Below are 14,257 nucleotides of genomic sequence, written 5' to 3' on the forward strand. Positions count from 1 at the left end.
GTGCTGTCGAACGGTAAGTGTCGACAGCACAGTTATTCCTGAACATTTCTTACGCGATCATCAGCTCCAGCTTTTCGCGCAACTCCCCTTCCAGCGGCAACGCTTTCTGGGTTTTGAGATCGATACAGACAAAGGTGATCAGCGCATCGGCCACCACCTGCCCTTCTGGCTCCAGCGTAACGACCTGGCTCAATACACCACTTTTGCCATTCAGTTGTTGGACCTCACTGGTCACGGTGAGCACATCCCCCAGCACAGCCGGGCGGCGGTAGTTAATGTTGATATTGACGACCACAAACGCGATGTTGTGTGCGGTCAGCCACTGGAAGCTTTCGCTGTTCTCCAGGCCGTCCCAGCGCGCCTCTTCAAGAAATTCAAGGTAGCGGGCGTTATTGACGTGCTGGTAAACATCGAGGTGATAACCACGGACTTTGATTTGTGTCTGCATAGCGCAATAGCCTTTCGTTGTTATAGGTTCAGAGGTCATAACTGGTATGACCTCTTTATCCTGGCAAATTTTTGCCGCAGTGCAAGTGATTACGCGATTACAGCGTCAGGTGTGCGAGATTGCGCTCAACCAGCGCGCTGCCCATACCCGGCACCTGCTTGAGATCGTCAAGGGTTTTGAAAGGACCATACTCTTCACGATAGCTGACGATGGCCTGCGCTTTTTTGAGGCCCACGCCATTCATTACGCGGGCAAGAACGTCCGCAGAGGCAGTATTGATACTGACCCGCGTATCCTCGTCCTCAATGGCTTTCGTGCTGGCCGTCGCGTTGGCTTTAACCTGACCTTGTGACGTTGCATCGGCCTGAGTTTGTGCAGCCTGGGCTTTAGCCGAAGGGGACGCCGCCAGCGCGCCCGCACTCATCCCGGAAGTGGCAATCGCCAGGGTAATTAACAGTGCTTTGATTCCACATTTCATGCTGTTTTCTCCTTGTTTGTTGACAGCCACGCCACGATAACCGCGCGGGAAAACAGGGACAAACAGCAGATTGCAGAAATGGAAAAGGCCGCGAAAGCGGCCTTTAGTTTTTGCAGAGCGTTACGAAAATCTGCGAGCAGATACGTAATTATTGCTCCTGAGTGACCACATCACCCAGCTTGATTTTGGCTTCTTTACGCAGGTTGCTCATCAACGCTTCGAAAGCAATCTGGGCATTGTTCTGGGTAATTCCCTGAACCATGGCCTTCTTCTGCGCGTCTGGCAGCGTGCCGGCTTTCACTTCATCCAGGGCCAGAACCACCACGTTACCCTGCATATCGGTCGTGGTGCCAAAGACAGGTTTGTCTTTCGCCGGCAGGCTCAGGCCAAACGCCGCCTGGCTGACAGGATCCTGACCGGTACGGCTCAGCGTTTTTGCTTCGCCAAAGCTCAGGCCAGCCGCTTTCAGCGCATCGTTCTTACCGGCTTTCAGATCGGCCAGAATTTTCTCTGCATCCAGTTTTGCCTGCTGTGCCGCTTTGTTGTGTTTGACCAGCGCCACAACCTGATCTTTCACTTCCGCCAGGGGCTTCACTGCCTCGGCTTTGTGCTCGCTGACGCGCAGTACGAACGCTCGGTCACCATCAACGGTAATGATGTCTGAGTTGCTGCCCGGCGTACCGTTCTCACCGACCAGACCACCATTGAAAATGGCATCTGAAACTGGTTTGAAGTTCAGTTCTTCCGGCAGGTTTTCGTGGCTGAACCAGCCCGTCTCAACCGCTTTAACGCCAGCAGCCTGCTCAGCACCCGCCAGTGATTCGTTGTCGTTGCTTGCGGCATCGCTCACTTTCTGTTGCAGAGCATAGAAGGCGTCCAGCGCTTTCTCCTGCTTCACTTTCGCAGCGATATCATCACGAACGTCAGCCAGCGGCTTGGTTTTCGCCGCCACAACATCGTCCAGACGCGCCACCAGGAAACCAACGGAGGATTTGATTACACCAGACAGTTGGCCTTTCTCTTTCAGGCCTGCATTTTTCAGCTCGTCCGGGGTAGTGGACTCTTCCAGCCAGCCCATATCACCGCCGTTTTTGGCAGAAATAATGTCGGTGGATTTTGCTTTCGCTAAGGTGGCGAAATCAGCGCCTTTGTTCAGCTCGTCCAGCACGGCTTTCGCTTCTGCTTCCGTTTTGGTCTGGATCACGCTGTAACGGTTACGCTGCGGCTGAGTGAACTGATCCTGATGCTGGTCGTAATAAGACTGGATCTCGGCGTCAGTCGCGTTTTCCTGCATCGCAGCTGCATCCAGCTTGATATAGCTTACGCGGAACTGTTCCGGAGAGATGAAGTTGTTCTTGTTTTGCTCGTAGTAAGCATTAACTTCAGCGTCGCTAACCTGCTGTTTCGCTGCCAGTGCGTTGACATCAATCGTCGCTTCACGCACCACGCGTTGCTGCGCCACCAGTGCCGCCAGCTCTTCAGTTTCGCCTTTCAGCATGAAATCGGTGCCCACCACCGCGTTGATCAGCTGTTGCGTGGTCAACTGGTTACGCAGCGCCTGAGCGTACTGGTCAGCCGTCATACCCATCTGGTTAACAATGCTGTTGTAACGCGCGTTGTCGAACTTCCCATTAGACTGGAAAGCCTGCGTCGAGAAGATGGCTTTTTTAACCTGCTCATCGCTGATGCCCAGACCGAGGCTTTTCGCGTACTGATCCAGCAGCGCTTCGTCGATAAGGCGGTTCAGCGTCTGCTGACGCAGGTTTTTCATATAGCCTTCGTTGGCTGCAAGTTCAGAGTATTGGTCGCCCAGTTGCTGCTGCATGCGGTTACGTTCACCAGCAAAAGCGTTCTCGAACTGCCCACGGCTAATTTCCTGGCCATTCACTTTTGCGGCGTAGTTCGCGCCACCGCCGATGAGGTAACTACTCACACCGGTCAATATGAACGACACGATAATGATACCGAAAATAATCTTGAGCACGAGACTGTTAGCAGCCGTGCGTAAGCTGTCCATCATGGTGTAACAACACTCCGCTGTAGGTGACTGGTTACCTGACGCTGACGGAAAATCCTGACCGTCGCGCGTAAAGGCGTATTGTGACAAGAAAACAGGGCAATTGTCAGCCCACAACTCGCATAAACTCGCACAAATCAGGTCTGGACAAACAAAAAAGGCACATCAAACGATGCGCCCTTGTACTTTTCAGCTTCCCTGGAGCGGGAAAGCAATCAGTTTACTGCGTCTTTCAGCGCTTTACCTGCACGGAAACCCGGCACTTTAGCGGCAGCAATGGTGATCTCTTTACCGGTCTGAGGGTTGCGGCCAGTACGGGCTGCACGCTCTTTAACCGCAAAAGTACCGAAGCCTACCAGTGCAACGTCGTCCCCAGCTTGCAGAGATTCAGTAACAGAAGCAATTAAAGCATCTAAAGCACGTCCCGCTGCAGCTTTAGAAATATCAGCACCCGCAGCAATTTTGTCAATCAGTTGAGATTTATTCACTGTTCTCTTCCTCTCTTTATAATTTATATCGCACCTGAATCCTTCACAGCGCGACCGCGCAGCAGTTATATCAGTCCTGCTATGACCTTACAACACCCGTTGTTGATGGCTAACCCAATCAGCAATCTAAATTAGCTATACAAAAAAAGGCTGGCAAGTACGAAATGACTTACCAGCCTTGTTTTTATTGGCGCTCTTTGCGCGAGGTCACTATTTTGCGGTTACAACCTGCATTCCGGACGGTTCATTTTGCAGTGCGAGAGTCAGAACTTCCTCAATGCGTTTCACCGGATGGATCTGCAAATCGGCAATAACGTTGTCCGGAATCTCTTCCAGATCGCGTTTATTTTCGTAAGGGATCAATACGGTTTTGATCCCACCGCGGTGTGCCGCCAGCAGTTTTTCTTTTAACCCGCCGATAGGCAGTACCTGACCACGCAGCGTAATTTCACCGGTCATGGCCACATCAGCACGAACCGGGTTCCCTGTCAGGCAGGAAACCAGCGCCGTACACATGGCAATACCCGCGCTTGGGCCATCTTTCGGCGTCGCCCCTTCCGGAACGTGAACGTGAATGTCGCGTTTTTCGTAGAAATCCGGGTTGATACCCAGTTTTTCCGCGCGCGCGCGCACCACGGTCAGCGCCGCCTGGATGGACTCCTGCATCACTTCACCCAGTGAACCGGTGTAGGTCAGCTTGCCTTTGCCCGGGACACAGGCGGTTTCGATGGTCAGCAGATCGCCGCCCACTTCCGTCCATGCCAGACCGGTCACCTGACCAACGCGGTTTTCGTTGTCCGCACGACCGTAGTCGAAGCGCTGAACGCCAAGGTAAGCATGCAGATTGTCGCCGTTAATCACAATGTGCTTCAGGCTCTTATCCAGCAGCAGCTGTTTCACCGCCTTACGGCACAGCTTAGAGATCTCACGCTCGAGGCTACGAACGCCCGCTTCACGGGTGTAATAGCGAATGATGCCGATAATCGCGCTGTCCTCGACGGTCAGCTCGTTGGCTTTCAGCGCGTTACGCTCAATCTGTTTCGGCAGCAGGTGCTGCTTAGCAATGTTCAGCTTCTCATCTTCGGTATAACCGGAGAGACGGATCACTTCCATACGGTCCAGCAGCGGGGCCGGAATGTTCATGGAGTTGGAGGTCGCCACGAACATCACATCGCTCAGGTCGTAGTCCACTTCCAGGTAGTGATCGCTGAACGCCACGTTCTGTTCTGGATCAAGCACTTCCAGCAGCGCCGACGCCGGATCGCCACGCATGTCCGAAGACATTTTGTCGATCTCATCGAGCAGGAACAGCGGGTTTTTAACCCCCACTTTCGCCATCTTCTGGATCAGCTTGCCCGGCATGGAACCGATATAGGTGCGACGATGGCCGCGGATTTCCGCTTCATCGCGTACGCCGCCCAGCGCCATACGGATATACTTACGTCCGGTCGCTTTGGCGATGGACTGGCCCAGAGAGGTTTTACCCACGCCTGGAGGCCCTACCAGGCACAGGATTGGGCCTTTGATTTTGTTCACACGGCTCTGTACCGCGAGGTACTCAAGAATGCGGTCTTTCACGCGTTCCAGGCCGTAGTGGTCGGTATCGAGGATTTCCTGCGCCTGACGCAGGTCTTTTTTGACCTTGCTGCGGGCATTCCACGGAACCTGCACCATCCACTCAATATAGCCGCGCACGACGGTCGCCTCTGCCGACATCGGAGACATCATTTTCAGCTTCTGCAACTCAGCTTCGGCTTTCTCTTTCGCCTCTTTCGGCATCTTCGCCGCGTCGATCTTACGCTTCAGCGCTTCGTTTTCATCCGGCGCATCGTCCATCTCGCCGAGCTCTTTCTGAATGGCTTTCATTTGCTCGTTCAGATAGTACTCACGCTGCGATTTTTCCATCTGCTTTTTGACGCGGTTGCGAATGCGCTTCTCAACCTGGAGCAGATCGATCTCAGACTCCATCATCGCCATCAGGTATTCCAGACGTTCGTTAACGTCGGACATTTCCAGCACGGACTGTTTGTCAGCAAGCTTCAGCGGCATATGGGCAGCGATGGTATCCGCCAGACGTGCAGGATCGTCGATGCTGTTCAGCGACGTCAGCACTTCAGGTGGGATTTTCTTATTCAGCTTGATGTAGCCTTCGAACTGGCTGATCGCGGTGCGTACCAGCACTTCCTGTTCGCGCTCATCAAGTTCCGGTGAATCAAGGTACTCCGCCTTCGCAGAGAAGTGCTCGCCATCGTCTGACAGAGTGGTAATACGCGCACGCTGTAAGCCTTCCACCAGCACCTTCACGGTGCCGTCTGGCAGCTTCAGCATCTGCAAAATAGAGGCCACGGTCCCGACGGTGAAAAGATCGTTTACACCCGGCTCATCCGTTGATGCTTCCTTCTGCGCGACCAACATGATTTTTTTATCATGATCCATGGCGGCTTCGAGGCAACGGATAGATTTTTCCCGCCCTACAAATAAGGGTATGACCATGTGCGGATAAACCACCACATCGCGCAACGGCAATACGGGGATTTCAATGCGTTCAGAACGCTCAGGATTCATAGAGCTCTCTCTTAGTTTAGTGTCCGCCAGGTAAACTGGTCATGTAACTGTGCTTCACACAACCATTAACATGTAATCCAGTATATGGGGATGTTTCCCATACATTCAACGCCATGAATACGGAAAAAGTAAAGGGGAGATAAAATCCCCCCTTTTTGATTAACTGATTGTATGAAATGGTGAATTATTCGCCAGATGCCTGCTGCGCTTCCGGTTTACCGTAAATCAGTAACGGCTTGGACTGGCCACCAATGACGGACTCGTCGATCACGACTTTTTCAACGTCTTCCATAGAAGGAAGATCGTACATCGTGTCGAGCAATGCTGCTTCTACGATAGAACGCAGGCCACGGGCACCGGTTTTACGCGCCATCGCTTTCTTGGCAATCGCGTCCAGTGCTTCGTCACGGAATTCCAGCTCAACGCCTTCCAGATTAAACAGCGCCTGATACTGCTTGGTCAGCGCGTTTTTCGGCTCTTTCAGGATCTGAATCAGCGCGTCTTCGCTCAGTTCGTTCAGGGTCGCCACAACCGGCAGACGGCCGATAAATTCCGGAATCAAACCGAATTTGATCAGATCTTCCGGTTCAACCTGCGCCAGCAGCTGGCCTTCGTTTGGTTTTTCAGACGTGGCTTTCACCGTTGCGCCAAAACCAATGCCGGAGCCGGTTTCCACACGGTGAGAGATCACTTTATCCAGGCCTGCAAACGCACCACCACAGATAAACAGGATCTTGGAGGTATCAACCTGCAAGAATTCCTGCTGCGGATGTTTACGCCCACCCTGCGGTGGAACAGCCGCAACCGTACCTTCGATCAGCTTCAGCAGCGCCTGCTGCACGCCCTCGCCCGAGACGTCACGGGTGATCGACGGGTTGTCTGATTTACGGGAGATTTTGTCGATCTCATCGATATAGACGATCCCGCGCTGGGCTTTCTGTACGTCGTAATCGCACTTCTGGAGCAGCTTCTGGATAATATTTTCAACGTCTTCACCCACATAACCGGCTTCGGTCAGGGTGGTGGCATCCGCCATGGTGAACGGAACATCCAGCAGGCGCGCCAGCGTTTCCGCCAGCAGGGTTTTACCAGAACCCGTAGGCCCGATCAGCAGAATGTTACTTTTGCCCAGCTCTACGCCATTGCTGGTATCGCCGTTACGCAGACGTTTGTAGTGGTTGTATACCGCCACCGCCAGCACTTTTTTCGCCTGCTCCTGACCAATGACATAGTCGTCCAGGTGGTGGCGAATCTCATGTGGCGTTGGTAACGCGCTGCGCTCACGGTGCGGCGCGACTTCTTTAATCTCTTCGCGAATGATGTCGTTACATAAATCGACGCATTCGTCGCAGATATACACGGACGGCCCGGCAATCAGTTTACGCACTTCATGCTGGCTTTTGCCGCAAAAAGAGCAGTACAGCAGTTTGCCCGAACCATCTTTGCGTTTATCTGTCATGAGTCCAAACCTCTTTTTTAAGTTCTATGTGCCGCACATGACGACGCAAATGCCATTCTCAGACGCAAGCTGCTTACAGGCAACGTGCCGCCCTACCTTAGTATAGCGGCACACTCGCGTCGCGGGCATCAATTACGATGGGTCAAAATGGAGTCGACTAAGCCGTACTCAACTGCCTCTGGTGCAGAGAGGAAGCGATCGCGCTCGGTATCGCGCTCGATCTGCTCGAGAGGTTGACCCGTATGCTGCGCCATAAGTTCATTCATGCGCGCTTTTACTTTCAGAATTTCTCGGGCGTGGATTTCAATATCCGTCGCCTGGCCCTGGTAACCACCCAGCGGCTGGTGAATCATCACGCGGGAGTTAGGCAGGCAGAAACGCTTACCTTTCGCCCCTGCGGTTAACAGGAAAGCACCCATGGACGCCGCCTGCCCCATACAGATGGTGCTGACATCCGGCTTGATGAATTGCATGGTGTCATAAATTGACATGCCCGCCGTAATCACACCGCCTGGCGAGTTGATGTACAGGTAAATGTCTTTTTCCGGGTTTTCCGCTTCCAGGAACAGCATCTGCGCCACGATCAGGTTAGCCATATGGTCTTCCACCTGGCCGGTCAGAAAGATAACGCGTTCCTTGAGCAGACGGGAATAGATATCGAAAGAACGCTCACCGCGTGAGGTCTGTTCAATAACCATTGGCACCAGCGCCATATGGGGTGCAAAGTTATCTCGTTCGCCACTGTATGACATTTCCGTCTCCTGGTTCAAAATTGAAAACACCTGCTGTACTGATTGTAACCTTATGGACGGATTATCAGCCAGTCTCAATCATCGTGATTACATACTAATGGGGGTCGTCATGCCCTATTTCAAGCATAACAACGTTTTGTTGTAACGCTAACACTGAAAGGGCGTTTTAGCACCCTTCCAGGACTAAAGCTGTGATAAAAAAAACCCGTCGCCGGAGGGCAACGGGTTTTTTGTTCAAACTTTAAACCGTCGGGGCGAAATTACGCCTGCTGGTTCATCAGTTCGGTGAAAGAGGTCTCTTTTTCGGTCACTTTCGCTTTCGCCAGTACCGCTTCAACAGCCTGCTCTTCCAGTGCGACGTTGCGCATGTTGTCCATCAGCTCTTTGTTCTTACCGTAGAACTCGATCACTTCTGATGGGTCTTCGTATGCAGAAGCCATCTCTTCGATCAGGCCTTTCACACGCTCTTCGTCAGCTTTCAGCTCGTGGGTACGAATCACTTCGCCCAGCAGCAGGCCGACAACAACGCGACGTTTCGCTTGCTCTTCGAACAGCTCGCGTGGCAGTTCCATCGCTTGCTGCTGGTTGCCACCGAAGCGCTGTGCAGCCTGACGGCGCAGAACGTCGATTTCGCTGTCGATCAGGGCAGCAGGAACGTCGATGTCGTTCGCTTTCACCAGACCTTCAATCGCCTGAGACTTCACGCGGTTACGTACAGCGCCGTTCAGCTCGCGCTCCATGTTTTTACGCACTTCGGTACGCAGGCCCGCAACAGAACCATCTTCCACGCCGAAACGCTTGATGAATTCTTCAGTCAGTTCTGGCAGTTCGCGCTCTTCCACTTTCTTCAGGTTGATAACGAACTTCGCTGCTTTACCTTTCAGGTTTTCAGCGTGGTATTCTTCAGGGAAGGTCACGTCAATGGTGAACTCTTCGCCCGCTTTGTGGCCTTTGATACCGTCTTCGAAGCCTGGGATCATACGACCCTGGCCCATCGCCAGTACGAAGTCAGACGCTTTACCGCCTTCGAACTCTTCGCCGTCTACAGAACCGGTGAAGTCGATGGTTACGCGGTCTTCCGCGTCAACAGCGCCTTCTTTCTCTTTCCAGTTCGCCTGCTGCTTGCGCAGGGTATCCAGCATGCCGTCAACGTCTTCGTCAGTCACGGAAACGATCGGTTTTTCAACTTCGATAGATTCCAGACCTTTCAGCTCAACTTCCGGGTACACTTCGAACTCTACGGAGTAGGTGAAGTCTTCGCCCTGCTTGTATTCACCTGGAACGTAGTTCGGCGCGCCGGCTGGATTGATTTTTTCTTTGATGATCGCGTCGATAAAGTTGCGGCTCATCAGTTCACCCAGCACATCCTGACGCACGGAAGCGCCATAACGCTGAGCAACAACATTCATTGGTACTTTGCCCTTGCGGAAGCCGTCAATACGTACTTTTTTTGCTACGTTGACCAGCTCGCTTTTCACAGCAGTTTCGATGCTGTCAGCAGCGATAGTAATCGTTACACGGCGGCCAAGGCCTTGAGTGGTTTCAACTGAAACTTGCATCTTGTTACCTCAAAAAAATCACAGTGCTCGGTCAACTCTGAATCTGTCTGTTATACCGGGATGCTCTCTTATGTGCAGATTCACATTCCCTGTCGCCAGAATCATCCCGAAGACATTCAATAAGACGCGGCATTATAGCGGCATCACTTAGGTGAGTCGAGAACGGTTGGAGCATGTTGCTGCGGCTTTTTTCACACTTTAAGGCTATTTTTAGCCTTAAAAACGCGCCATCCGCTCAAAACTCAGACAAAACAAAACGGCCCAAAGGCCGTTTTGACGAAATCTGTAAGCAACATACTGGAAAAACTCCGGCGGTTGCAAATCCGATTTATCACGCGATGGTGCCTGCACCCCGACAAGGCGGTGATGCGAATACCGTATCCTGTAGCCCTTCCCATTCCTTAATGGTGTAGGTATGCAGCGCCAGCGCATGTACGGTTGTGGAGAGTTCTTCCGTCAAGGTGCTGTAGATCAAGCGGTGTCGGTTCAGGAAACGTTCTCCCGTGAAGCGATCGCTGACCAGAACCACTTTAAAGTGGCTTTCAGAACCTGCCGGCACGTTATGACGATAGCTTTCGTCGACAACTTCGAGAAACACAGGGTTGAACGCTGCCCTTAATTTTTCTTCTATCTGTTCACGTATCATCATGAAATCACTCCTCCGACAACGCTAAGGTGTCACCCATCCCTTTAAATATTAGCCGCTTTTACCGGTTCCATTACACCTTGACAACAAATATTTAGCTTTCGTCTGATTTTCTCATCCAAACGAATGAAGTTCACTATGAGGTTCATACGTTTTGTCACTTACAGGCAGAGAAAAGCGGAAAGGTGGTCAGTTTTCGGACAAGGCGATGAATTTACATGCGTTGACCACTTCCCCTGGCCGTTAGCGATGTTATGATGGCGGCAATTTTTCTCTCTTTGCTTACGATTCGTTGAGAACCCGAAAATGTTAAAAAAACTCTTCTTTCCGTTGGTAGCACTCTTTATGCTCGCCGGCTGCGCGACTCCGCCGACGACCATTGACGTTTCACCAAAAATTACCCTGCCTCAGCAGGATCCAAGCCTGATGGGCGTCACAGTCAGCATTAATGGCGCCGATCAGCGTCAGGACCAGGCGCTGGCGAAAGTGACTCGCGACAACCAGCAGGTCACGCTGACCGCCTCCCGCGACCTGCGCTTCCTGTTGCAGGAAGTGCTGGAAAAACAGATGACCTCCCGTGGATACATGATTGGCCCAAGCGGCGCGGTTGATCTGCAAATCATCGTGAACAACCTGTACGCTGACGTCTCCCAGGGTAACGTTCGCTACAACATTGCGACCAAAGCCGATATCGCCATCATTGCTACCGCGAAGAACGGCAATAAAATGAACAAAAACTACCGTGCAAGCTATTCCGTTGAAGGCGCATTCCAGGCCTCCAACAAAAATATCGCTGACGCGGTTAACAGTGTGCTGACTGACACCATTGCCGACATGGCACAGGACACCAGCATTCACGACTTCATCAAGCAGAACGCCCGTTAATCCTGCTGACTGACCCGGTGCTTCACCGGGTCAGTTCATAAGAACATGTCCAGTCACTACTTACGTATTTTCCAGCAACCGAAATCAGCTATTCTGCTGATCCTTGGTTTCGCCTCCGGTTTACCCCTTGCGCTCACCTCCGGCACGTTACAGGCGTGGATGACGGTTGAGAACATCGATCTTAAAACCATTGGTTTCTTCTCGCTCGTCGGCCAGGCTTACGTCTTTAAGTTCCTGTGGTCGCCGGTGATGGATCGCTATACCCCACCGTTCCTCGGGCGCCGTCGCGGCTGGTTAGTGATGACGCAGGTGCTGCTGTTGCTGGCCATTGCCGCAATGGGTTTCCTTGAGCCGTCAACACAGCTGCGCTGGATGGCCGCGCTTGCGGTGGTGATCGCCTTCTGCTCCGCTTCGCAGGACATTGTTTTTGACGCCTGGAAGACGGACGTCCTGCCAGCGGAAGAGCGTGGCGCCGGTGCGGCAATCAGCGTGCTTGGCTACCGCCTGGGTATGCTGGTTTCCGGCGGGCTGGCCCTCTGGCTTGCCGACCGCTATCTCGGCTGGCAGGGAATGTACTGGCTGATGGCCGCTCTGCTGATCCCCTGCATTATTGCCACGCTATTCGCGCCTGAACCGAGCGATGTGATTCCGGTCCCCCGCTCGCTGGAGCAGGCCGTCGCCGCACCGCTCCGCGACTTCTTTGGTCGCAATAATGCCTGGCTGATCCTGCTGCTGATTGTCCTTTATAAGCTTGGCGACGCTTTCGCCATGAGTCTGACCACCACCTTCCTGATCCGCGGCGTCGGGTTTGATGCGGGCGAAGTCGGCGTGGTGAACAAAACCCTGGGACTGTTTGCCACGATCGTCGGCGCGCTGTACGGCGGTGTATTGATGCAGCGCCTGACGCTGTTCCGCGCTCTGCTGATCTTCGGCATCCTTCAGGGCGCATCGAATGCCGGTTACTGGCTGCTGTCGATCACCGACAAGCATATGATCAGCATGGCGACGGCGGTATTCTTTGAAAACCTGTGTGGCGGTATGGGCACTGCGGCATTTGTCGCCCTGCTGATGACGCTGTGCAATAAGTCATTTTCCGCCACCCAATTTGCGCTACTGTCTGCCCTTTCTGCCGTCGGGCGCGTATACGTTGGCCCCGTCGCGGGCTGGTTTGTTGAAGCTCACGGCTGGCCGACGTTTTATCTCTTCTCGGTGGTGGCGGCGGTGCCGGGGATTTTATTGCTGCTGGTCTGTCGCCAGACGCTGGAATATACCCAGCGGACGGAACACTTCATGCCGCGCACGGAATATCAGGCTGCCTATCGGTTTGCCCTGCGTCTGCTGATGGCTGGTTGTCTTGCGCTGGTAGTGTGGCTCGCGGTACTCATCTTGAATGCGACGACCACCTTGTCGCTTCCGTTTGAAACCCAGCTGCTTGATGCAGGGGTGTTACTCGCCATCGTGGGTATCCTGACCGGTGGGATGCTGGATTTCATGTCATTGCGGAAAACGCAGATGACATGAAGTAAAAAGCGAAAGGTTATTTCCCGTTGTAATAACGACACGAAATTATAACGGCGAAATAACCGCCATCGGCAAAAAAAATATTTGTTGTTTTGTGCGGGATAGCATTCGGAAATTATTGGAGCTTATTTCGCTACGCTATTTTCCGTTAAACGATTCAGCATTCGAAAGATTGAATTTTCGTTTTTTAGTTGTCTTTTTATTGATAATTAATTGTTAATTATTTGTGTATTTTTCACAATGGTTATACCAATTGTCCCTTTTGCGGTATGCTGGGGCACCCTTTCGTTATAACGCCCGCTCCGTGCGGCTTCCCCCGGAAAACGCGACATAATTTGCAACACTTGTGACATGTGCGGCAGAACCCGGTAACACCTTCCTGACACAGGGCTAATGATGTTTACAGTAATGTAACCTTCCCGTAAAATGCCCCCACACTTTAAACGCCACCAGACTCCCGTGGAATTGAGGTCGTTAAATGAGACTCAGGAAATACAATAAAAGTTTGGGATGGTTGTCATTATTCGCAGGCACTGTATTACTCAGTGGCTGCGATTCTGCACTACTAGACCCCAAAGGACAGATTGGACTGGAACAACGTTCATTGATACTGACGGCTTTTGGCCTGATGTTGATTGTGGTTATTCCTGCCATCTTGATGGCTGTTGGTTTCGCCTGGAAGTATCGTGCGAGCAATAAAGATGCGAAGTATAGCCCTAACTGGTCACACTCCAATAAAGTGGAAGCTGTGGTCTGGACGGTACCTATTCTGATCATCCTGTTCCTTGCTGTACTGACCTGGAAAACCACTCACGCACTTGAGCCGAGCAAACCGCTGGTTCACGATGAAAAACCTATTACCATTGAAGTGGTCTCCATGGACTGGAAATGGTTCTTCATCTATCCAGAACAGGGCATTGCTACCGTGAATGAAATCGCCTTCCCGGCGAACACTCCGGTTCAGTTCAAAGTGACCTCCAACTCCGTAATGAACTCCTTCTTCATCCCACGTCTGGGCAGCCAGATTTACGCGATGGCCGGTATGCAGACTAACCTGCACCTGATCGCGAATGAAGCAGGCACCTACGACGGTATCTCCGCCAGCTATAGTGGCCCGGGCTTCTCGGGTATGAAGTTCAAAGCTATCGCTACGCCAGACCGCGCGACTTTCGACCAGTGGGTTGCAAAAGCGAAGCAGTCTCCAAACACCATGTCTGACATGGCGGCGTTCGAAAAAGTGGCTGCACCTAGCGAATACAACAAGGTGGAGTACTTCTCTAACGTGAAACCGAATCTGTTCAAAGACGTTATTGGCAAATTTATGGATCACGGCATGAGCATGGACATGACCCAGCCTGAAGGCGAGCACAACACGCACCAGGGTATGGAAGGCATGGACATGAGCCACGCGGAAACCGCTCACTAAGGGGCCGAGGAAG

At 52.5% G+C, this 14,257-nt stretch carries 12 protein-coding genes; 3 read left to right on the top strand and 9 right to left on the bottom strand.

All coding sequences use genetic code 11. From position 1 onward, the window contains the following. Window positions 1-49: 49 nt before the first annotated feature. From SK54_RS18405 to bolA, 9 genes are all read right to left on the bottom strand, one after another. Window positions 50-448 carry a YbgC/FadM family acyl-CoA thioesterase gene (locus tag SK54_RS18405; RefSeq protein WP_017694410.1) on the bottom strand — a complete coding sequence of 133 codons (399 nt, stop codon included), beginning with the start codon at window positions 446-448 and terminating at the stop codon, window positions 50-52. A 97-nt stretch (window positions 449-545) separates the two neighbouring features. After that, window positions 546-926 carry a helix-hairpin-helix domain-containing protein gene (locus SK54_RS18410; RefSeq protein WP_047727279.1) on the bottom strand — a complete coding sequence of 127 codons (381 nt, stop codon included), beginning with the start codon at window positions 924-926 and terminating at the stop codon, window positions 546-548. Window positions 927-1,074: 148 nt separating this feature from the next. Further along, the gene (ppiD, locus tag SK54_RS18415; protein WP_045142051.1) at window positions 1,075-2,946 is read right to left on the bottom strand and encodes a peptidylprolyl isomerase; all 1,872 of its coding nucleotides are present in this window, start codon (window positions 2,944-2,946) and stop codon (window positions 1,075-1,077) included. Window positions 2,947-3,158: 212 nt separating this feature from the next. Then, on the bottom strand, window positions 3,159-3,431 hold the full coding sequence (hupB, locus tag SK54_RS18420; RefSeq protein ID WP_002444653.1) for a nucleoid-associated protein HU-beta: 273 nt from the start codon (window positions 3,429-3,431) through the stop codon (window positions 3,159-3,161). Window positions 3,432-3,641: 210 nt separating this feature from the next. After that, the gene (gene lon, locus SK54_RS18425; protein ID WP_014882775.1) at window positions 3,642-5,996 is read right to left on the bottom strand and encodes an endopeptidase La; all 2,355 of its coding nucleotides are present in this window, start codon (window positions 5,994-5,996) and stop codon (window positions 3,642-3,644) included. 184 nt (window positions 5,997-6,180) lie between these two features. Continuing rightward, window positions 6,181-7,455, bottom strand: a complete 1,275-nt coding sequence (gene clpX, locus SK54_RS18430) for an ATP-dependent protease ATP-binding subunit ClpX (protein ID WP_015571275.1) — start codon at window positions 7,453-7,455, stop codon at window positions 6,181-6,183. A 128-nt stretch (window positions 7,456-7,583) separates the two neighbouring features. Further along, complete coding sequence (gene clpP / locus SK54_RS18435) at window positions 7,584-8,207, bottom strand: ATP-dependent Clp endopeptidase proteolytic subunit ClpP (RefSeq protein ID WP_006809880.1); 624 nt, start codon at window positions 8,205-8,207, stop codon at window positions 7,584-7,586. 260 nt (window positions 8,208-8,467) lie between these two features. Continuing rightward, on the bottom strand, window positions 8,468-9,766 hold the full coding sequence (tig, locus tag SK54_RS18440; protein WP_015571277.1) for a trigger factor: 1,299 nt from the start codon (window positions 9,764-9,766) through the stop codon (window positions 8,468-8,470). A 331-nt stretch (window positions 9,767-10,097) separates the two neighbouring features. Then, a complete protein-coding gene (gene bolA, locus SK54_RS18445; protein WP_003859051.1) occupies window positions 10,098-10,415 on the bottom strand; it encodes a transcriptional regulator BolA in 318 nt (105 codons plus the stop codon). 303 nt (window positions 10,416-10,718) lie between these two features. On the opposite strand from bolA, the gene SK54_RS18450 reads away from it, so the two are divergent. The 3 genes from SK54_RS18450 (at window position 10,719) to cyoA (ending at window position 14,244) form a co-directional block, all read left to right on the top strand. Next, window positions 10,719-11,297 carry a lipoprotein gene (locus SK54_RS18450; RefSeq protein WP_003859052.1) on the top strand — a complete coding sequence of 193 codons (579 nt, stop codon included), beginning with the start codon at window positions 10,719-10,721 and terminating at the stop codon, window positions 11,295-11,297. A 45-nt stretch (window positions 11,298-11,342) separates the two neighbouring features. Further along, window positions 11,343-12,818 carry a muropeptide MFS transporter AmpG gene (ampG, locus tag SK54_RS18455; protein WP_017383190.1) on the top strand — a complete coding sequence of 492 codons (1,476 nt, stop codon included), beginning with the start codon at window positions 11,343-11,345 and terminating at the stop codon, window positions 12,816-12,818. A 478-nt stretch (window positions 12,819-13,296) separates the two neighbouring features. After that, window positions 13,297-14,244, top strand: coding sequence for a cytochrome o ubiquinol oxidase subunit II (cyoA, locus tag SK54_RS18465; protein WP_006809886.1), 948 nt, complete (start codon window positions 13,297-13,299; stop codon window positions 14,242-14,244). Window positions 14,245-14,257: the final 13 nt, after the last annotated feature.

The organism is Enterobacter sp. MGH120 (assembly GCF_001037725.1).
Taxonomy (GTDB): domain Bacteria; phylum Pseudomonadota; class Gammaproteobacteria; order Enterobacterales; family Enterobacteriaceae; genus Enterobacter; species Enterobacter hormaechei_C.